The sequence below is a fragment of the Streptomyces sp. NPDC044704 genome, assembly GCF_056433525.1.
Map to the genome: position 1 here is coordinate 94559 of NZ_JBWKGY010000007.1, position 20955 is coordinate 115513.

Annotated in this window: 15 protein-coding genes; 10 read left to right on the forward strand and 5 right to left on the reverse strand. The window is 72.4% G+C overall.

Features of this window, described 5'->3' with window-relative positions; all coding sequences use genetic code 11:
• Nucleotides 1-141 precede the first annotated feature (141 nt).
• The 4 genes from AC07B0_RS19215 (at nt 142) to AC07B0_RS19230 (ending at nt 5169) form a co-directional block, all read left to right on the forward strand.
• Nucleotides 142-759, forward strand: coding sequence for a GNAT family N-acetyltransferase (locus AC07B0_RS19215; protein ID WP_478898628.1), 618 nt, complete (start codon nt 142-144; stop codon nt 757-759).
• 115 nt (nt 760-874) lie between these two features.
• The gene (locus tag AC07B0_RS19220; RefSeq protein WP_478898629.1) at nt 875-1738 is read left to right on the forward strand and encodes a hypothetical protein; all 864 of its coding nucleotides are present in this window, start codon (nt 875-877) and stop codon (nt 1736-1738) included.
• Nucleotides 1739-1857: 119 nt separating this feature from the next.
• Nucleotides 1858-4494, forward strand: coding sequence for an alpha-glucan family phosphorylase (glgP, locus tag AC07B0_RS19225; protein ID WP_356882167.1), 2637 nt, complete (start codon nt 1858-1860; stop codon nt 4492-4494).
• A 210-nt stretch (nt 4495-4704) separates the two neighbouring features.
• Nucleotides 4705-5169 carry a hypothetical protein gene (locus tag AC07B0_RS19230; protein ID WP_478898630.1) on the forward strand — a complete coding sequence of 155 codons (465 nt, stop codon included), beginning with the start codon at nt 4705-4707 and terminating at the stop codon, nt 5167-5169.
• Nucleotides 5170-5238: 69 nt separating this feature from the next.
• Here AC07B0_RS19230 and AC07B0_RS19235 read toward each other — a convergent pair whose 3' ends face one another.
• Both AC07B0_RS19235 and AC07B0_RS19240 read right to left on the reverse strand, forming a co-directional pair.
• Nucleotides 5239-6723, reverse strand: coding sequence for a nitronate monooxygenase (locus AC07B0_RS19235; protein WP_478898631.1), 1485 nt, complete (start codon nt 6721-6723; stop codon nt 5239-5241).
• 223 nt (nt 6724-6946) lie between these two features.
• Nucleotides 6947-9214 carry a M4 family metallopeptidase gene (locus AC07B0_RS19240; RefSeq protein WP_356882162.1) on the reverse strand — a complete coding sequence of 756 codons (2268 nt, stop codon included), beginning with the start codon at nt 9212-9214 and terminating at the stop codon, nt 6947-6949.
• 382 nt (nt 9215-9596) lie between these two features.
• On the opposite strand from AC07B0_RS19240, the gene AC07B0_RS19245 reads away from it, so the two are divergent.
• Entirely contained in the window at nt 9597-11084 is a 1488-nt protein-coding gene (locus AC07B0_RS19245; RefSeq protein WP_356882160.1) for a sugar transferase, read from the forward strand.
• A gap of 14 nt (nt 11085-11098) precedes the next feature.
• On the opposite strand, the gene AC07B0_RS19250 is transcribed toward AC07B0_RS19245, so the two are convergent.
• Nucleotides 11099-12043: a GDP-L-fucose synthase family protein gene (locus AC07B0_RS19250; RefSeq protein ID WP_478898632.1), complete on the reverse strand. Its 945-nt coding sequence runs from the start codon at nt 12041-12043 to the stop codon at nt 11099-11101.
• Nucleotides 12044-12372: 329 nt separating this feature from the next.
• On the opposite strand from AC07B0_RS19250, the gene gmd reads away from it, so the two are divergent.
• From gmd to AC07B0_RS19270, 4 genes are all read left to right on the forward strand, one after another.
• A complete protein-coding gene (gmd, locus tag AC07B0_RS19255) occupies nt 12373-13386 on the forward strand; it encodes a GDP-mannose 4,6-dehydratase (RefSeq protein WP_356882156.1) in 1014 nt (337 codons plus the stop codon).
• Between the two features lie 246 nt (nt 13387-13632).
• Nucleotides 13633-16410: a CBM96 family carbohydrate-binding protein gene (locus AC07B0_RS19260; RefSeq protein WP_356882154.1), complete on the forward strand. Its 2778-nt coding sequence runs from the start codon at nt 13633-13635 to the stop codon at nt 16408-16410.
• 94 nt (nt 16411-16504) lie between these two features.
• Nucleotides 16505-17203: a hypothetical protein gene (locus AC07B0_RS19265; RefSeq protein WP_469381567.1), complete on the forward strand. Its 699-nt coding sequence runs from the start codon at nt 16505-16507 to the stop codon at nt 17201-17203.
• A 128-nt stretch (nt 17204-17331) separates the two neighbouring features.
• Nucleotides 17332-17547 carry a DUF6458 family protein gene (locus AC07B0_RS19270; RefSeq protein ID WP_356882150.1) on the forward strand — a complete coding sequence of 72 codons (216 nt, stop codon included), beginning with the start codon at nt 17332-17334 and terminating at the stop codon, nt 17545-17547.
• 53 nt (nt 17548-17600) lie between these two features.
• Here the strand turns inward: AC07B0_RS19270 and AC07B0_RS19275 are convergent, their stop codons facing one another.
• Together AC07B0_RS19275 and AC07B0_RS19280 are read right to left on the reverse strand one after the other, a co-directional pair.
• A complete protein-coding gene (locus AC07B0_RS19275) occupies nt 17601-18722 on the reverse strand; it encodes a glycosyltransferase (protein WP_469381566.1) in 1122 nt (373 codons plus the stop codon).
• Nucleotides 18719-19258: a WcaF family extracellular polysaccharide biosynthesis acetyltransferase gene (locus AC07B0_RS19280; RefSeq protein WP_356882146.1), complete on the reverse strand. Its 540-nt coding sequence runs from the start codon at nt 19256-19258 to the stop codon at nt 18719-18721. Before AC07B0_RS19280 ends, AC07B0_RS19275 begins: the two co-directional genes overlap by 4 nt.
• A 96-nt stretch (nt 19259-19354) precedes the next feature.
• Between AC07B0_RS19280 and AC07B0_RS19285 the strand changes: the two genes are divergently transcribed.
• Nucleotides 19355-20866, forward strand: coding sequence for a hypothetical protein (locus AC07B0_RS19285; protein ID WP_467290581.1), 1512 nt, complete (start codon nt 19355-19357; stop codon nt 20864-20866).
• Nucleotides 20867-20955: the final 89 nt, after the last annotated feature.

A 20955-nucleotide genomic window follows, 5' to 3' on the forward strand; every position in this document is an offset into this window, starting at 1 on the left:
GTGGCGCACAAAGGGCCGGATCGGCATCTGCCGATGCTCCGTCAAGTCAGTGAGGAACCAACGATGTACAGCGACACCGCTTCCGTCCCGTCCGTCCCGGCAGCCTCTGGAGTGATACCGGGTCCCGTGCCGGCGGGCCGGATGACACGGGCACCGCAGCCGGTGTTCGCCCTGCCCTGCGGCCTGGTGCTGCGGCCCTGGCGGCGGACGGACGCGCAGGTGCTGGCCGGCTCGTACGGGGACCCGGGCATCCGGCACTGGAACCGGCCGGAGCCGATGACCCCCGAGGGGGCGGCCACCCGGATCGCGGGGTGGGAGCGGCGCTGGGCCGAGGAGGAAGGCGCGATCTGGGCGGTGGCCCACCCGGACGGGCCCGACGGACCGGGCGACGGGCCCGTCGACGGACCGGGACACGGGCCGGGACACGGGCCGGGACACGAGCCGGGCGAGGCGGTCGGGCTGATCGGCCTCGGCGACATCGATCTGCGCGGTGCGAACGCGGAGTTCCTCTACTGGCTGCTGCCCGGCGGCCGCGGCCGGGGCGTGATGCCGCAGGCCGTCACGGCGGTGAGCCGCTGGGCCTTCGACGAGGTCGGCCTGCACCGGCTGCGGATCTGCCACTCCGTGGCCAACCCGGCTTCCTGCGCCGTCGCCGTCAAGGCCGGCTTCCCCCTGGAGGGCACCATGCGCGGCGCCCTCCTGCACGCCGACGGCTGGCACGACGAGCACCTCCACGCCCGCCTGGCCACCGACGCCTGACCCCGCCCGCCGGACCCCGCCGGGCGGGCAGGACCGGGACGACACCCCCCAGGGCCCGCGCCGCGCGTGCGCAACCCTTTCCGCACGGGTGTGCGCAGGCGGGACAATGCCAGGCATGGGCCCGATGGAGCAGCAGGAATATCCCCTCGTACGGCGCCTCCACGCGGCCGACCCCCGGCTGCGCGAGGACGCCGCGCGGGAGGTCGCGGCCACCCTGTGGGGGCCGGAAGCCGAACGGGTGCTGGCCGCGGCGCTCGTGACGGCCGTCCGCGAGGAGCGGGACCCGGCCGCGCTGGCGGCGCAGCTGGAGGCCCTGCCGTCCGTGGAGACCGGCCTCGACGACGCCGACCTGACCCGGCTCGCCCAGCTCACGGAACCGCCGCCCGTGCTGGCCCGGGTGCTCGCCCGGGCGGGCCGGCTCCAGGTGTCCGGGCCCGTCGAGCCCGTCGGCGCCGCGACCCGGGCCGTGGTGCGCTGCCTGCGCGGGGTACCGCGCACCGGCCTGAGCCTGCGCACCCCGCTCGGCGCCTGGGTGGTGCTGGAGCGCATCGAGCTCTACGGCCGCGCCGCCGACCGGCTGGACCCCGGCGCCTCGGCCCGGGTGCTGCTCTCGGGGCCCGGGGCCCGGGCCCTGGGGGAGTGGGACCGCCTCGAAGCCGACCCCCGCGCGCGGGAATACGTACGCCTGCTGCGGGCACCCGACCCCCGGGTCCGGGAACTGGCCGCCGCCGGGACCGCGGACTGGCCCGACTCCTGGGACCCCGAGACGGGCACCCTGCTGTGCGCCGCCCTGGCCCGCGCCGCCGCCCGCGAACCGGACCCGACCGCCCTGGAGACCGAACTCGGCGCCCTGCTCCAGCTGGCCCGCTTCCTGTCGCCCCCGGCCCGCGCGGCCCTGCGCGCCCTGGACCGCACCACCCTGCCCCCGGCCCTCCACCCCTGCCTGGACGCCCTGCTGGCGACCGGCCCCGCGCACTGACGCCGTGCGGGGCGCCATGGCCGGGGGCGGGCTTCGCCGCTAGCCTTCCGGGGGCGATGCGCGGGTGCACAGCGTGGTGCGGCCGCTCCGATCCGCAATCCCCTGCGAAGGTGGAACACGTGAAGGCTATCCGTCGATTCACCGTGCGCCCCGTCCTCCCCGAACCCCTGATGCCGCTCGCCGAACTGGCCCGCAACCTGCGCTGGTCATGGCATACGGAAACCCGCGAACTCTTCCAATCCGTCGACCCCGAGGGCTGGCAGGAGGCGGGCGGCGACCCCGTCCGCCTCCTCGGCACCGTGCCCGCCGCCCGGCTCGCGGAACTCGCCGCCGACCGGCGGTTCCTGCGCCGCCTCGCCGTCGCCGTCGCCGACCTCGATGACTACCTCCACGGCGGGAGGTGGTACCAGAGCCAGGAGAACGCGGCGGACCTGCCCGCCGGGATCGCCTACTTCTCCCCCGAGTTCGGGATCACCGCCGCCCTCCCCCAGTACTCCGGCGGGCTCGGGATCCTCGCCGGCGACCACCTCAAGGCCGCCAGCGACCTCGGCGTCCCGCTCATCGGCGTCGGACTGCTCTACCGCCACGGCTACTTCCGGCAGTCCCTCTCCCGCGACGGCTGGCAGCAGGAGCACTATCCGGTCCTCGACCCCAACGAACTGCCCGTCTCCCTGCTCCGCGAGGAGGACGGCGCCCCCGCCCGGGTCTCGCTCACCCTCCCCGGCGGCCGCTCCCTGCACGCCCACGTCTGGCAGGCCCGCGTCGGCCGGGTCCCGCTGCTCCTGCTCGACTCCGACGTCGAGGACAACGACGCCGTCGCCCGCGAGGTGACCGACCGCCTCTACGGCGGCGGCAGCGACCACCGCCTCCTCCAGGAGATGCTGCTCGGCATCGGCGGCGTGCGCGCGGTGCGCACGTACTGCCGGATCACCGGACACCCCGGACCCGAGGTCTTCCACACCAACGAGGGTCACGCCGGGTTCCTCGGCCTCGAACGCATAAGGGAACTGGAAGGGGAGCGCGGCCTCGGTTTCGACGCCGCCGTCGAAGCCGTCCGCGCCGGGACCGTGTTCACCACGCACACCCCCGTCCCGGCCGGCATCGACCGCTTCGACCGGTCCCTGGTGGCCCGCCACTTCGGCGAGGGCGCCGAACTGGCCGGAGTACCCGTCGACCGGATCCTGGAACTGGGCGCGGAGTCGTACCCCGGGGGCGATCCCGGGGTGTTCAACATGGCCGTCATGGGACTGCGCCTCGCCCAGCGGGCCAACGGCGTCTCCACCCTCCACGGCGCCGTCAGCCGCGGCATGTTCGCCGGGCTCTGGCCGGGCTTCGACCCCACCGACGTGCCCATCGTGTCCGTGACCAACGGGGTGCACGCCCCGACCTGGGTGGCCCCCGAGGTCATGCGGCTCGGCGCCCGCCAGATCGGCGCCGGGCGCACCGAGGACGCCCTCGCCGTCGGCGGCTCCGCCCGCTGGGACGCCGTCGCGCAGATCGCCGACCAGGACGTGTGGGACGTCCGCCGGGCCCTGCGCGAGCAGCTGGTCCAGGAGGTACGGGACCGGCTGCGCGCCTCCTGGAAGCAGCGCGGCGCCGCGGACGCGGAACTGGGCTGGGTCGACTCCGTGCTCGACCCGGACGTGCTGACCATCGGCTTCGCCCGGCGCGTGCCCTCGTACAAGCGGCTCACGCTGATGCTGCGCGACCCCGAGCGGCTGCGCCGGCTGCTGCTGGACCCGGACCGGCCGGTGCAGATCGTCGTCGCGGGCAAGGCGCACCCGGCCGACGACGGCGGGAAGCGGCTCGTCCAGGAGCTGGTGCGCTTCGCGGACGACCCGCGGGTGCGCCACCGCATCGTCTTCCTGCCGGACTACGGCATGGCCATGGCACAGAAGCTCTACCCGGGGTGCGACGTCTGGCTGAACAACCCCCTGCGCCCGCTGGAGGCCTGCGGCACCAGCGGCATGAAGGCCGCGCTCAACGGCTGCCTCAACCTCTCCGTCCTGGACGGCTGGTGGGACGAGTGGTTCGAGCCGGACTTCGGCTGGGCCATCCCCACGGCCGACGGCCTCGGCACCGACGAGGACCGGCGCGACGACCTGGAGGCCGGCGCCCTCTACGAGCTGATCGAGGGCCGGGTCGCCCCCCGGTTCTACGACCGGACCGGGCGTACGGGGCTGCCCGTGCGGTGGATCGAGATGGTCCGCCGCACCCTGGTGTCCCTGGGGCCGAAGGTGCTCGCGGGGCGGATGGTCCGCGAGTACGTGGAACGGCTCTACCTGCCCGCCGCCCTGTCCCACCGGGCCCTCACCGCCGACGCGGCGCGGGACCTCGCCTGGTGGAAGGGCCGGGTCCGGGCGGCCTGGCCGCGGGTCGCCGTCGAGCACGTGGAGGCGGTCGCCGCGGCGCCCGTCGGGGGCACGGCGGAGCTGGGGGCGACCCTCACGCTGCGGGTCCGGGTGGCGCTGGAGTCGCTCGCCCCCGAGGACGTGGAGGTGCAGGCCGTCGCCGGCCGGGTGGACGCGCAGGACGTGATCCGGGACGGGCGGAGCTTCCCGCTGAAACCCGCCGCCGGTCCGGATCTGGAGGGGCGCTGGGTGTACGAGGGCCCGCTCGCCCTCGACCGTACGGGGCCCTTCGGCTACACCGTGCGGGTCCTGCCGGCGCACCCGTTGCTGGCCACCCCGGCGGAACTGGGGCTGGTCGCGTCCCCGGTGAGCACCGAGGCGCCGGGCGGCGTGGTCCTGCGCTGAGCCCGGAAACCGCCCCGTCCCGCCCCGTCCCGCACGGCGGGGCGGGGCGGTGGGCCGTACGGGCGGGCGGATGGCCCCGGGCACGCTCCGGGAGGGTGAACCTTCGAACGCGCGACGCATGGCGAAACGTTTCTGCAAAGGGGTCCGCTCCTACGCTGCCTCGCGGATGCCCACCGGTGGCATCCGAGGAACCCGAGAAACGGATCCCCCATGCGACTTCGCACCACCGCAGCCGTACTCCTCGCCTCGTTCGCCCTCGTGCTTCCCACGGCGGGCCCGTCGCTGGCCAACGACCACGACGACAACGACACCCTCGGAGAGCTGCACTACCGCTACACCAACGACAACGGCGACTCGCGCAGCAGGACCATCGAGCCCGCCGACAACGACACCTGCTACCAGCTGCCGGGCACGCGCAACAACCCGGCCTACAAGGTGGAGAACGACACCGACTCCCTGGCCCTGCTCTTCGAGGGCCGCAGCTGCAACGGCCAGCCCCAGGAGATCCTGGAGCCCGGTGACTCGGCACGGAACCTGAACGTCCGTTCCGTCTTCTTCAAGCCGGTGGACGATCACCACCACGGCCGCCACGACAACGACAACGACAACAACAGCGACGACCACGACTACGACGAGGACGAGATCATCCGCTCGGTCCTCCGCTCCATCGGCTGACCCGCAGGACACGTAGGCGCGAGGGCCCGGTACCCCCGTGGGTGCCGGGCCCCCGTGCGTCCGCCAGTACTACCGCGCGTGCGCTCCGGGCTCCAGCCACCGCACCACGTCCGCCGCCGTGTAGGGGGAGGCGTCGGGGGACAGGCGCGGCAGGAAGGACAGGTCCTTGCCGATCGTCACCATCGGGGGTTCGGTCCGTCCGCCCGGCCGTCGCTGCGCGAGGCCGATGGTGGCCAGCAGGCCGTTGCACAGGCACCGCTTGCCCTCGGCGGTGGCCGGATCCCCGCCCTTGCGGACGTACGCGGCCACCGGCTCGGCCGCGCACCGGTACAGGAGCCCGCGCGGACCCCGTACGGGGGTGCGCAGGAAACCCAGGTCGCAGACCCGGCGCCGGGCGGTGGACACCTCCGGCTCGGAGACCGTGCCCGGCAGCCGCGCCACCTTGAAGGGGAACGAGGTGGGGGAGGCACCCGGGTCGTTGCGGACCGTCAGGGTGCCGGCGCGGGCCCGGCCGAGGAGTTCCTCGCGCAGGTGCCGGGCCATCCCGGACTCCTCGCACAGGGCGAAGGCGCTGCCGATCTGGACCCCGGCGGCGCCGGCGGCCCGGGCGGCGGCCAGCGCCTCGGGGGAGGCCTGTCCGCCCGCGAGCCAGAACGGCAGCCCGAGCGCGGCCATTCTGGCGAGATCGGGGTGGTCGCGGGGACCGTAGAGCGGCTCGCCCGCCGCGTCCAGGGTCATCGGTCCGCGCGGCGGGGCGCTGTGGCCGCCGGCCTGGCTGGTCTCGATGACGAAGCCGTCGGGGCGGGTGGCGGCGTCCCGGGCGAGGTAGGCCGCCAGTACCGGCAGGGACACGATGGCGAGGACCTCCGGGCGGCGCAGCGGGCCGGGCAGGTGCCCGGCGAGCAGGGCGCCCGGGTCGAAGAGCTGGTCCAGGGGTTCGTCCTGGCCCTCGACGGAGATCCGGGTCACGCAGGGTTCGCAGCGTGCCAGCCGCGTGGCGAGGGCCGGGATCTGACCGGGGACTCCCGCGCCCACGAGCACGTGGTCGACGCCTGCCAGGATCGCGCCGAACATCGCGGGGGCGGTGGCCAGCTGGATCTTCTCCAGGTAGTTGATGCCGATGACACCGTCGTGTCCCTCCTTGGCGAGCCAGACCTCGACGAAGTTGCCGAGGACGGTGAGGACCTCCGCCGGGGACCCGCCGTTCGCGCGCAGGCGCGGGCTGGTCCGCATCGGGGTGCGGTCGTCGGGCAGGCCCCCTTCGCGGAAGTAGCAGTCGAGGGCGGTCCGGGCGAGCTCGGGGAGCGGGAACGCGGCCAGGGCGCGGCGGGCGTGGCCGCCCGGGTCTCCGGTCTGGAGCACGCGGGCCAGTACGACGTCCAGGGCGGTCCCGGAGACCACGCCCAGCTGGCCGGTCACGGACACGGCCCGGGCGAGCCGCCAGCCGGAGACGCCGACGCCCATGCCGCCCTGGATCAGCCAGGGGCGCCGTGCGGCGGGAGCGTTCACGGGGCTGTGGGGCTCGCGGCTGTGGGGCTCGGGGCGCTGGGGCATGGGACACGTCCTCGGAATCACTCGAACCTACGGTTCCGTAGGTTCGCCGGATTCCACTATCCCTCCGCCGCCGTGCCCGGGGGAGCGCCGAAGGTCCCGCCGCCGCGGGCCGCAGGTCCCCCGCGGCGGGGGCCGCATGGGACAGGGCCGCCCGGGGAGGTCTTCTCCCGGGCGGCCCCGTGTCTGACGGTTCAGCTCTGGTTCACGATCGGCCCCGGTGGGGTCAGAAGGTGAGCTTCCAGCTGTCGATCTTGCCGACGTCGGCGCTGGCGAGGTCGGCGACGCGCAGCTTCCAGACACCCTGGGCGACCTCGGAGGAGGCGTTCACGGTGAACTGCTGGACGATGTTGTCCGCGCTGCCGCCGGTGCGGTTGCGCAGGTTGTAGACGGAGCCGTCGGGGGCGACCAGGTCGACCTTCAGGTCACCGACGTAGGTGTGGAGGATGTTGACGTCCACCTTGAGGGCGCTGGAGGCGTTGCCCGTGCGGTTCACCGTGATCGGCGACTCGACCGTGGAGTTGTCCGCGATCGCGTAGTCGGTCGTGTTCTCGAACACGCTCGGCTGCGAGGTGCCGACGGTCCAGGTGAAGGCCGCGGTGCCGGTCTTGCTCTGCGAGTCGGTCACCGTGACGGTCACGTTGGACGTGCCCGCGGTGGAGGCCGTGCCCGAGATCAGGCCGGTGGAGGAGTTGATCGACAGGCCGGCCGGCAGGCCGGTCGCCGCGTAGCTCAGCGCGCCCGGGTTCGTGCTGTTCGCCTGGATCTGCAGGCTCACCGCGCTGCCCGTGACGGTGTTCTGGTTGCCGGGGTTGGTGACGTTCACGCCGACCGGGATGCGGGCGCCGACGGCGATGCCGGCCCAGGCGTTGGCCGCGTTGTTGTACGTGGTCGAGCCCTGGCCGTACAGGTCGGCGGCGGCCTGGAGGGTGGCGGTGCGGGCGGCGGCGTAGTTCGTGTTCGACTTGAAGTAGCCGACCGTCAGCGCGCGGAACCAGATCTTCGAGGCGGCGTCACGGCCGATCGCGGTGACGGGCTGGCCGTCCGCGGTCGGGGAGTCGTAGCTGACCCCGTTGATCACCTTGGCGCCGGAGCCCTCGGAGGCCAGGTAGTACCAGTGGTTGGCCGGGCCCGAGGAGTAGTGGACGTCGATGCCGCCCAGACCCGAGTACCAGGAGTCCTTGGACGAGCCGTCCTTGCTCGGCTTGTCCATGTAGCGCAGCGGCGTGCCGTTGCCGTTGATGTCGATCTTCTCGCCGACCAGGTAGTCGCCGACGTCCTGCGGGTTGGCGGCGTAGAACTCGACCGCGGCCGCGAAGATGTCGGAGGTCGCCTCGTTCAGACCGCCGGGCTCACCGCTGTAGGTCATGTTGCCGGTGACCGAGGTGAGGCCGTGGGTCATCTCGTGCGCCGCCACGTCGGTGGAGGTCAGCGGCTTGTTGTTGCCGCTGCCGTCGCCGTACGTCATGCAGAAGCAGGAGTCGTCCCAGAACGCGTTGACGTAGCTGTTGCCGTAGTGGACCCGGCTGTAGGGGGCCACGCCGTCGTTGCGCAGGCCGTTGCGGCCGTGCACGTTCTTGTAGTAGTCCCACGTGACGGCCGCGCCGTAGTGCGCGTCCGCGGCGGCGGTCTCCAGGTTGGACGGCTGGCCGTTGCCCCAGACGTCGTCCGGGCCCGAGAAGAGGGTGCCGGTGCCCGACGAACCGCGGTTCAGGTTGTACGTCTTGTGGTTGCCGCGGGCGGCGTCGGTCAGGTTCCAGGTGCTGCCCGACTGCGAGCTCCCGAGCGTCACCTGGCCGCTGTACATGGTGTTGCCGGTGCCGGTCTCGATGGCCTGCCACTCGGTGATCTTCGCGCCGGTCTTGGCGTTGGTCACCACGTGCAGTTCGTTCGGGGTGCCGTCGTGCTGGAGGCCGCCGACGACGGTCTCGAACGCGAGGACCGGGGCGCCCTCGGCCGCCCAGATCACCTTGCGGGCGTTCTTGGAGGCCTTGGCCTCCTTCGAGCCCTCGGCGTTGGCGGCGGACACGGCCTGGCTCTCGGCGGCTGCCGGGGTGACCGAGGCGGTGGTGTCCGCGACCTTGATCTCGTGGTTGGTCGCCTTGGTCACGCTCTTGGTGACGCCGCCCTTGGCGTGGACGGTGAGGTCACCACCGAGCACGGGCAGACCGTCGTAGGTCCGCTCGTACGAGGTGTGCGTGGTGCCGTCCGCGTCCTTGACGACGTCGCGGACGACCAGCTTCTCGCCGCCGCCGAGGCCCAGGGCCTTGGCCGCCTGCGCGGTGGTCGAGTTGGCCTCGGCAAGGAGCGTCGCACGCTCCGAAGCGCTGAGTTTGAGGTTGGCCGCGCCCGGGTTGGGCTGGGCGACCGTGCTGGCCTGCGACGCGGTGGCGTCGGCGGTGGCGGAGCCGGCCTGTATGCCTACGGCGAGCAGTGCCGCCGCGGCGACGAGCGCGCCGGCCGCGGTGGCACGCCTCTGGGGGGTGGGACTCAACGCAGACTCCTTCTGCAAGGGGGGTTCCGGATGGCTGGGTAGGGCCTCCGGGCAGATCAGGGCTGGTGCGATGAACGGTCGAAGAGTGCCACCTGTGGGCCGTGATGTCAGGGCCGCGTCAAAAGGTTGGCTGGAAACGGTTCGTTGTCCGAAGATACGTATCCGGTATCCGAACCATTCACCTTCGCGTGCGAAGTGGGCACACCAAATGCGGAGTAGTTGATACCGGTTTCTAACGCTTGGGCAACGAGAGGCCTCGTTAACGCAAACGGCATTTACCGTACGGGTGTTTGTCGTACTGTTTCCCGGTGCGACAGTTGCTCGTTGCCAGGGGAAGCCGCGGGCACGCGCCATCGTCATAGACCACGTGCCAGGGGGGCCCATGAGGCATGTCCATTTTCCTGCGCAAAGGGTGGCCAGAGCAGTCGCCGAGTCGGAGGGGCCGGCAACGGCTCCGGCGAGGCGGCTCGGTGACAAGGCCCGCTGGTACCTGCCCGCAGCCGTCACCGCCGACTTCCTCGGCGCCGCCGTGCCCGTCGGCCTCGTCTTCGAGGCCGCGCAGCAGGTCCGGCCGCTCTACTGTGCCGTCGGCGCGGCCCTCGCCTGGACCGGGGTACAGGCGCTGAGGCGCCGCTACGCCTCCCGCGTGCTCGGAGAATCCCGCGGAGTCCTGCCCGTCCTGCACGACTGGCTGATTCTGATCGGGGTCCTCGCCGTCGCCCGCGTGGTGACGGGGGAGAGCACCCCCCGGCTGGCCGCCCTCGGGGCGCTGCTGCCGGCCCTGCTCATCACCGTCGCCTGCCACAAGCTCACCTACCGCCACCTCACGGCGGCCCGCCGCGAGGCCCACGCCGTCAGCCGCGTCCTGGTCGTCGGGGAACCCGAGGCGGCCGAGGCCGTCATCGCCCACCTCGCCGCGCGCACCGACCACCCGTACGTCGTCGTCGGCGTGGTGCCCGTCGGCGCCGGCGCCCTGACCAGCGGCACGCCCGTCGCGGGCCGGCTCGAAGGCGGGATGCCCGAAACGCCGAACGGCGACTCCGCCGCCGTCCTCGGAGCCGTCCGCAGCCACCAGGCCGACCTCGTGCTCGTCGCGCCGGGCGCGCGCATCGCCGGGGAACGGCTGCGCCGCGTGGCGTGGGCCCTGCACGACGAGGGGCTCGAACTGGCGGTGTTCCCCGGGCTGGTCGAGATCTCCGTCAAGCGGCTGGAGACCCTGTCCGCCGGCGGGCTCGCCGTCCTGCGGATCGCGCCGCCCGTGCGCCGCGGCGTGCAGACCCTGCTCAAGTCGGTGCTGGACCGGGTCGGGGCCGCCGTCGGCCTGCTCCTGCTGTCGCCGCTCTTCCTCGGGGTCGTCCTGGCGATCCGGCTGGGCTCGCGCGGCCCGGCCTTCTACAGCCAGCACCGGATCGGCCGCGACGGAGAGCCCTTCGTCATGTGGAAGTTCCGCACGATGGTGGTGGACGCCGACAAGCTGAAGGCCGAGCTCTCCGGGGCCAACGAGAACGACGGCCTGATGTTCAAGATGCGCCGGGACCCCCGGGTGACCCGCGTGGGCCGGCTGCTGCGCCGGACCTCCATGGACGAACTGCCCCAGCTGTTCAACGTGCTGACCGGCAGCATGTCGCTGGTGGGCCCGCGCCCGCCGCTGCCCGAGGAGGTGGCGGAGTACGACGAGGTCGAGCTGCGCCGGCTCTCCGTACGGCCCGGGATGACCGGCCTGTGGCAGATCAGCGGACGGTCCGACCTGTCCTGGGATGAAACGATTCAGCTTGATCTCCAGTACGTCGACAACTGGTCCTTCACCAGCGACGTCGACGTGATGGGCCGCACGCTCCGCGCCGTCGTCGACGGGCGCGGAGCGTACTGAGGGCCGTGGTGGAGTCAGCTCTGGTCGAGCCACCACCGGTAGGTGGAGGCGATGCCGTCCCGCAGCGGGATGCCCGGCTTCCAGCCGAGCGAGGTCAGGCGGCCGACGTCCAGCAGCTTGCGCGGGGTGCCGTCCGGCTTGGAGGTGTCCCAGGCGAGCTCGCCGTCGAAGCCGGTCACCTCGGCCACCGTCTCGGCGAGGGCCTTGATGGTCAGGTCCTCTCCGCAGCCGATGTTGACGGGCTCGTCGCCGTCGTAGCGCTCCAGCAGCACCGCGCAGGCGGCCGCGAGGTCGTCGACGTGGAGGAACTCGCGACGCGGCGTGCCCGATCCCCACAGCGTGACCTGCTCGCGCCCCTCGGCCGCGGCCTCGTGGAAGCGGCGGATCAGGGCGGGCAGGACGTGCGAGGACTCCAGGTCGAAGTTGTCGCCCGGACCGTAGAGGTTCGTCGGCATGGCCGAGATGTACGAGGCCCCGTACTGCTTGCGGTACGACTGGACCTGCACGATGCCGGCGATCTTGGCGAGGGCGTACGCCTCGTTCGTGGGCTCCAGCGGGCCGGTCAGCAGGGCGTCCTCGCTGATGGGCTGCGGGGCCAGCTTCGGGTAGATGCAGGAGGAACCGAGGAACAGCAGGCGCCCGACGCCGGCCGCGTGCGACCCGGCGATGACGCTGAGCTGGATCTTGAGGTTGTCCTCCAGGAACTGCACCGGGTACGTGCTGTTGGCCATGATGCCGCCGACCTTGGCGGCGGCCAGCACGACCGCGTCCGGGCGCACGTCCCTCAGGTAGGCCTCCGTCGCGGCGGCGTCGCGCAGGTCGAGGTCGGCCCGGCCCCGGGTGAGCACCTCGTGGCCGTCGGCGGTCAGCCGCCGGGCGACCGCGGAACCGACGAGGCCGCGGTGGCCCGCGACGAAGACGCGGGCGTGCGGGGGCAGGAGCGGCAGCGAACTTGTCATACCGCCGATGATGCCAGCCCGGCGCCGCGGGTTTCCCCGCAGCCCGGGATCCGGGCGGCCCGGCCCCGGCACCCCGGACGGCACCCCGGACGGCGCGTCGGCCGGATCCCGCGCCGCCCCCTCGCACGAGCGGCCCCGGCGCTCCCGGCCACCACCCCGGCACCCGGCGGAATCCGCCGCAAAGCCCGCGACAACGGACGTGTACGGTACCCATCCAGCCCCGGGCCGCGGCCCGAACGCTCGGTGCGCCCCCTGCCGGGGCCCGACCCGCGCACACCCCGAGGCGCAGCCTCGTCACGAAGAACAGCAACCACAACCAGGGGGACCCCATGGGCAAGACCGCACTGATCACCGGCGTCACCGGGCAGGACGGCTCGTACCTCGCAGAGCTCCTGCTCTCCAAGGGCTACACGGTGCACGGGCTCGTGCGGAGGTCCTCCAGCTTCAACACGGAGCGGATCGACCACATCTACCAGGACCCGCAGACCGCCAACCGGTCCTTCGTCCTGCACCACGCGGACCTCTCCGACGGCGTCGCCCTGGTGAACCTGCTGCGCGACATACGCCCCGACGAGGTCTACAACCTGGGCGCGCAGTCCCACGTCCGCGTCTCCTTCGACGCCCCCCTGTACACCGGGGACGTGACCGGCCTCGGCGCGCTGCGGCTGCTGGAGGCCATCCGGGCCAGCGGCGTGGACACCCGGATCTACCAGGCCTCGTCCTCGGAGATGTACGGCGCGACCCCGCCGCCGCAGAACGAGGGGACCCCGTTCCACCCGCGCAGCCCGTACGGCGCCGCGAAGGTCTTCGCGTACTGGACCACGGTGAACTACCGCGAGGCCTACGACATGTTCGCGGTCAACGGGATCCTCTTCAACCACGAGTCCCCGCGCCGCGGCGAGACCTTCGTGACCCGCAAGATCACCCGCGCGGTCGCCCGCATCAAGGCCGGTCTCCAGGACCACCTCTACCTCGGCAACCTCGACGCCGTCCGTGACTGGGGCTACGCACCCGAGTACGTCGACGCGATGTGGCGGATGCTCCAGCAGGACGAGCCGACCGACTACGTGGTGGCCACCGGCGTCGCGGCCACCGTCCGCGAGTTCGTCGAGTCCTCCTTCACGCACGCGGGCCTCGACTGGAACGACCACGTGCGCTACGACCCCAAGTACGAGCGCCCCAGCGAGGTCGACGCCCTCATCGGCGACGCCTCCAAGGCACAGGAGATCCTCGGCTGGAAGCCGTCGGTCCTGGTGCCCGAATTGGCGCGGATCATGGTGGAAGCGGACATCCGGCAGGTGGAGGACCAGCTGGCGGGCGTGACGGTCCGCATCGACCGCTGAGGGCTTATATTTCCCCTACGCTTTGCCGTGTCCCGGTCGGTACCGAGGCTTTTCGCGGTCCTGACCGGGGCAAACCTGCCGTATGTCCGAAGTGCGACCTCCGTAGTGAACCTTGTTGATTCCAAGTTGGTATGCAATGGGTCAAGTGAGGTGACCGGGCCCTCGCGTGAGCCCTAGTCTGCGCCAGTACATATGGCTGTTCGGATAATTTCAGCCATCAAACCGGGCGATTGCCCTGGGGGGCTCATGCGTAGATCCAGAGGGCTGACTGCTGCCCTCGTCCTGTCACTGGCCGGTGCCGGCACCGGACTCGGCCTGGTGCTGATGCCCGAGGCGTCGGCCATCACGCCGCCGGTGGCGTTCACGGCCGACGAGCTGCCCACGTGGCAGCCGAACGGCATCGTCTTTGCGATGGACCAGGCGAACGGCACCGTCTTCGCCGGCGGCACCTTCTCGGCGGTCCGCCCGCCCGAGGGCGCCGGCAGCGGCACCGAGCAGGAAGCCGTGAACTTCGTGGCGCTGGACGCCGCCACCGGCAACCCGACCTCCTGCAAGCTGGCCTTCACGGTCGGCGACGGCACCGCCACCGTGCGTGCCCTGGTGGTCTCGAAGGACAAGAAGACCCTGTACGCGGGCGGCTACTTCGGAGCCGTCAACGGCACCCCGGTCTCCAGCGTCGCGGCGATCGACATCGAGAGCTGCACCCCCAAGGCATCGTTCCACCCCAGCTTCCCCGCCACCGTGCGCGCGCTCGCCGTCACGGACGACACCCTGTACGCGGGCGGCGACTTCGGCACCGTCGAGGGCCAGACCCGCTCGCGGTTCGCCGCGGTCGACGCCTCCACGGGTGCGCTCAAGCCCTTCGTCGCCAACGCCGACGAGCCCGGCCGCGCCATCGAGATCAGCAACGACGGCAAGAACGTCCTGCTGGGCGGCGACTTCTTCTCGGTCAACAACGCGAACACGCACGCGCTGGCCGTCGTCAACGCCACCACGGGCGCGGTCACCAAGACCTACAGCAACATCCCGTCCAACTCGGTCGTCAAGGACATATCCGCCGACGCGACGGGCTACTACACCGGCAACGAGGGCTCCGGAGGCGGCGTCTTCGACGGCCGCATCGGCCTGAACCCCGACTTCAGCGAGAAGTGGCGGGACCGCTGCCTCGGCGCGACCCAGTACGTCCTGCCGTACGACGGAGTCCTGTACAGCTCCTCGCACGCGCACGACTGCTCCACCGAGCTGGAGTTCCCCGACGGCAAGCGGAACTTCCTGCTGGCGCAGCGGACCGACCACGAAGGCGCCGCCCCCGCGCCCGTGGACGGCTTCGTGCGCGGCCCGCGCAAGCTCGGCTGGCACCCCAACGCCAACGACGGCATCGGCGAGGGCATCGGCCCGCGCGTCATGTCCGTCGCGGAGAAGAACGACGTCAAGTACATGTGGGTCGGCGGTGAGTTCACCCTCATCAACGGCGAGCCGCAGCAGGGCCTGACCCGCTTCGCCTCCACCGGCGACGTCGGCGCCCCGACCACCCCGGTCGCCAGCGCCGCCAGCGTCAAGCCCGGCGAGGCCCAGGTCCGCTGGCGCACCAGCTACGACCAGGACGACAGCAAGCTGACCTACCGGATCTACCGGAACGGCTCGGCCACCCCCATCGCCACGGTCAACGCGGACTCCCTGGAGTTCGAGCGCCCGCAGGCCTCCTGGAACGACACCACCGTCAAGGCCGGCCAGTCGTACACCTACCGCGTGACGGCCACCGACGGCGCCGGCAACACCAGCGCCCTGTCGGCGAACGTCTCCGTGACGATCCCGACCTCGGTCCAGGCCTACCCGGACAAGGTCCGCACCGACGGCGCCGAGCTGTACTGGCGCTACGACGACACGATCAGCCCGTACGTCGCCGACTCCTCCAAGACCGGCAACACCAGCGGCATCCAGGTCAACGCCCCGGCGCTGCGCCAGACCCCCGGCGCCGTCACCGGCTCCAGCACGGCCATGGGCTTCAACGGCACCAGCCAGCAGGTCCACAGCGACCACCGCCAGAACGTCGGCGCCAGCTACACCATCGAGACGTGGTTCAAGACGAACACCACGCGCGGCGGCAAGCTGATCGGCTTCGGCAACAACACGGTCAACAGCAGCGGCTCGTACGACAAGCAGATCTACATGACCAACACCGGTCGTCTGATCTTCGGCGTCTACAACGGCTCGACCCGCACCATCTCCACCGGTCTCTTCGAGACGTACAACGACAACAAGTGGCACCACGTCGTCGGTACGCAGGGCCCCGGCGGCATGACCCTGTACGTGGACGGCCAGAACAAGGGCACCAACAGCGCCACGAACTCCACGCCGTACGCCGGTTACTGGCACGTCGGCGGGGACAACCTCGCCAGCTGGCCGACCCGCCCGACGAGCAACTTCTTCTCCGGGCAGATCGACGAGACGGCCGTCTACCCGTCCGTCCTCACCCAGGCCCAGGTCAAGAGCCACTTCGACCTGGCCAAGGCGCCCACCGACACGGTCTCCAAGGTCACCGCGGCCGAGGACACCTACATCAACCAGGGCGCCCCGAACGCCGCCTACGGCACGTCCACCTCGCTCGCGGTGCGCGGCACCTCGGCGTACGAGACGTACCTGCGCTTCACCCTCCCGGCCGCCCCGTCCGGGCAGGTCCTGAAGGCCGCCTCGCTCCAGTTCAAGACCAGCTCGCAGGCCGGAGCCGGCACCGCCGACACCGTCTCCGCGGTCCCGGTCACCGGCACCTGGAGCGGTGCGGGCACGACGTTCAACACCAAGCCCACCCTCGGCACCACCCCGCTCGGCAGCATCGCGGGCGTGCCGGACGGCTCGGCGATCCAGAACGTCGAGCTGGACACCGCCGCGGTCTCCGCGGTGCTGGGCAGCAGCTACAGCCTGGGCCTGACGAGCACGGGCACCGACCCGCTGTGGATCTGGTCCTCGGAGTCGACGGCCGCGGACGCCGCCCCGCAGCTGATCCTCACCTTCGGCCCGAAGTAACCGCCCGAGGGCGTACGGGGCCCGGCCACCACAGGTGACGCCGGGCCCCGTACGCCTCTCCCACCCGAGTACCAGTAAGTACGGGAGCCCCCTGATGTACCGACGCTCCGCAGCGGCTGCTGTTCTGCTGGCCGCCGCCCTGACGCTGACCGCCTGCAGTTCCTCGGGCGACGGCAAGGCCGACGCCGAGGCGGCGGCCAAGCCGAAGCCGCCGGCCTCGTCCTCGGTCCCCGACCCGGCCGACGCCTCGCCGGCGCCCTCCGCGCCCGCCGCGTCCGTGGCCCCCGACGCGAAGCCGACGGGCCCCGTCCTGCCGGACCCGAAGCTCACCCCGAAGACGGGCAGCTTCAAGGACAACGAGAAGAAGTACCTCAGCGGCCGGGTCCCCGAGAAGATGGACCCGGCGGCCGTCCTGCAGACCGGCCAGGAGACCTGCCAGCGGGTGGAGCGCACCGCGAAGCGGGACAAGGACGCGGCGACCGCGGCCGTCATCTCCGGTGAGATCACCGGGGCGAAGGACGCGATCACGCACCTGTGCCCCGAGCAGAAGCCGGTCCTGGCAGCGGCGGAGAAGGGCTTCGGTGACGGAACCCGCACCTCGCCCGCGCCGGGCACCTACCGGGCGCTGACCCAGAGCACCACCTGCACCTGGGACGCGAAGGGCAAGGACGGCGCCATCCTGGCCTCGGGCCCCGAAGCCCCCGTCAAGGCGGGCGACAAGATCACGGCCACCGTTCCGGCCGGCGCCGCCTCCTTCACCTCGACCGGCTGCTACGCCTGGATCCCCGCGTAGGAGACACCCGGGGAGCCCCCGGCACCACGAGAACGCCGCCGAGCCCGCAACACCCGGGCACCGGCGGCGTTTTCATGTCCGCCCACCGGGTACCCGCGCCGACACACGACACAGCGGAGGCGAATCCTATGCGGGGCATCGGCGGTTGCATCGCCCTGATCGTGGTGGGGGCCATCCTCACCTTCGCGAGCGACTGGGAAATGGAGAGCGTCAACCTCGACCTGGTCGGTCTGATCATGATCGCGGCCGGCTGCGTCGGCCTCGCCGTCTACGCGAGCGTCGCCAGGCGCCGCCGTGCCACGGCCGCCTTCCCGGTGGTGGAGGAACGCCGGGACGGCATCTAGGCCGGAAGGGACGACCAGGGGCGCGCCCCGGCGTGCGTACCGGAGCCGGGCGGTTACGCCCGGCTCCGGGCGGCCTCGTAGACGGGGAGCAGGGTGTCCAGTACCGCGTCCATGGAGAAGGAGGCGGTGGCCAGTTCGCGGGCCGCCGCGGAGGCCTTCCGGTTGGCGCCCGGCTCCAGCAGCTCCAGCACCGCCCGCGCGACGCCCTCCGGACCCGGGTCGACGGCCCGGCCCGCACCGGCGGCCGCGATGTCCCGGGCCAGGCCGTTGGAGTGGGTCACCACCGGGGGCACGCCCACCGCGAGGGCCTCCAGCACCGACATCGGGAACGGTTCCTCCACCGACGGCAGGACGTACACGTGGGCCCGCCGCAGCTCCGCGAGGACCTCCGCACTCGACAGCGCCCCGGGCACCGTGAACCGGTCGCCCAGGCCGAGCGAGGCGATCCGGGCGCGGACGGCCGCGAGTTCGCCCTCGTCCGGTCCCGCCACCACGAACCGCGCGTCGGGGTGTTCCGCGAGGACCGCCGGGGCGGCGTCCACGAAGTCCACCGGCCGCTTGCGGGCCTGGAGCCGCGCCGAGTACAGGATCCGCGGCGGCCCTTCCAGCGGCGGCCGCTCCTCCTGCGCCGGGGTGCCGTTGACCAGCCGTACGGAACGCTCCAGCGGCGAACCGACCACCGCGTCCAGCCCCTCCCGCTCGTGCGGGGTCAGGTACAGCACCGCGTCGGCCCCGCGCAGCAGCCGGCGCACCGCCACCGCGTCCAGGACCTTGGCCAGCGCCTTCCCGCTCGGGTCGACCATCCCGTGGGTCTGGAGCACCAGCGGCTTGCCGGCCCGCAGCGCGGCCAGCGCCACCGGCAGGGTCACGAGGTCCCGCGCCAGGTGGACGTGGACCACGTCGGCCTCCCGCACCAGGCGGCCCGCCGACGCCAGCAGGGCCGGCGAGGTCATGCCGCTGAACCCGAGCGGGAGGATCCGCCGGGCCGGGAACAGTTTGGCCGGAACCCCCTCCACGTCGGTCGGCCACGGGTCGGGGAAACCCTCGCCGAGCGCGAGCAGCCGGGCCTCGTGGCCCCGCGCCCGCAGCCCCTTGGCGAGGTTCAGCGCGACCCGTACCGGCCCGCCGAAGGCGTGCGAGGGGGAGTGCAGGGTGACGGCGTGCAGAACTTTCACTTCGGCTCCTCGACCGGGCGGCGCCGGCCGTCCTGGGTCTGCAGGGTCAGTTCCGGCAGGTCCTTGTGTACGACGGCGCCCGCGCCCGCGACCGCGCAGCGGCCCACGGTCACCCCGGCCAGCACGGTCGCCCGTACGGCCACCCACGCGCCGTCCTCGACGGTGATCGGGGCGTTGCGGTAGCGGAAGTCGGCGGCCCGGTGGTCGTGCGAGCCGGTGCACAGCATCGACTCCTGCGACAGGCACACGTTCGCCCCTATGGTCACCGGCTCCAGGTTCAGCAGCCAGGCGCCCTCGCCGATCCACGTGTGGTCCCCGACGGTCAGCTTCCACGGCCACAGCACGCGCACCTTGTGCCGGATCAGGACGCCCTCGCCGATCTCCGCCCCGAAGGCCCGCAGCAGGGCGACGCGCAGCCGCGCCGGACAGAACCACGCCATGAAGACGGTGTTCATCACGGCGAACCAGAGCGCCTGCGTCAGCAGCCCCCGCCCCTTGTCGTACCCGGCCAGCGTGAAGGCAGGAAGATCACGCAACAGTCGCCCCTCATCGTCCACCCCGACGCGCCTCCCCGGGCGCAGCCCGCTCAGACTAGACTGCGCGCGGATCACGCACATGGGGTGGGGGCAACAGTGGCTACGGACATACGCAAGCCCGCCGTCACGCCCGTACCGCCCCCCGTCGAGGACGAGTCGCAGTGGGGCCGGGTCACCACCCCGCGCACCCTGCTCTCCCGGGCGCTGTCCGTCCCCCTCGCCCTCGGCTTCACCGTCTTCCTGCCGTTCTTCGTCGCCGTCCAGTCCGGTGCGGGAGCCCGCGACGCCGCCTTCTGGCTCCAGCTCCTGCTCACCATGTACGCCGGCGCCCGGCTCTCCGCGATGGTCCTCACCAGCCGCCGCAAGCTGCTCCAGGGCTCCTTCTGGCTCTTCGTCTACATGGCCATGGGCGTGGCCCCCCTCGCCCAGGCCGTGCTCGGCCAGGTGCCGACCCCGGTCGTCGGCCCGCGTTCGGACCTCACCGTCGCCGTCGGACTGGTGCTGCTCGGCTGCACCGCCTTCGACGTCGGGGTGCTGCTCGCCCGCCACCGGCCCACGGGCCGCGCGGGCGGCTCCCAGAAGGAACCGCGGCCGGTCATGGCCCACCGGCGCAGGCTCCAGCTCCTGACCCTCCTCGCCTTCCTGTGCAGCGCGGCCTTCATCATGAAGCTGGGCGGCCCGGCGGTCTTCTTCTCCAGCCGCCAGGAGATCATCGCGGGCATCGAGGAGGCCGGCGTCTCCAACGGCGACGGCCAGGCGGGCCAGGCCCTGCTGCGCGGCTTCGGCACCGTACCGGCGCTGCTCGCGCTGCTCCTGTACACGCGCTGGCTGATCACCTCGAAGTTCGCCCGCCGCAAGGTGTCGGTCATCGTGACGTGGGCCGCGCTCGCCGGGCTCAACCTGATCGTCAACAACCCGATCTCCAACCCGCGCTACTGGTTCCTCACCGTCATGTTCGCGCTGCTCTTCACCGTTTTCCCGGTGAGCGCCGCGATGTACCGGGTGGCCCTGTCGATGGCCGTGGTGATCGCCCTCCTCGTCTTCCCGTTCGCGGACCGCTTCCGGTACGACGAGAAGAACTACAAGCCGGTCGAGACGACCTCGTTCCTGGAGCCGATGGCGCTCAAGGACTACGACCAGATCGGCATGTTCGCCAACACCATCACCTTCTCCAACTCCGGCCCCGGCCACTTCTACGGCCGCCAGCTGGCCGGATCCGTCTTCTTCGCGGTCCCGCGCTCGGTCTGGCCGGGCAAGCCGCGCGACACCGGCGTGATGGTCGGCCAGTGGATGGGCACGGTCAACACCAACCTCTCCTCCCCGATCTGGGCGGAGCTGTGGATCGACTTCGGCCCGCTGGGCATGGGCGCCGGACTGCTGGCCATGGGGTACGCCTCCGCCCGCGTGGACCGCCGCTACGCCAAGCGCGCCACCCGCCGGTCGCCCCCGGGCAGCCTGATCTCGGTCGTCGTCCCGCTGGTCGCCGGGTACTCCTTCATCCTGCTGCGCGGTCCGCTGCTCCAGGCCTCGGGCCGGGTCGCGATCGCCGCGCTGTGCCTCGCGCTCGTGGCCACGTACCGCCAGGACAAGGGCACCACCCTGCGCTGACGCGCGCGGTCGCCGTACCGGCCCCGACGCCGGTCCCGCCGCACCCCGTTCACCCCCGCCCCTCCCCCCGCCCACCCGCGCCCCTTCGG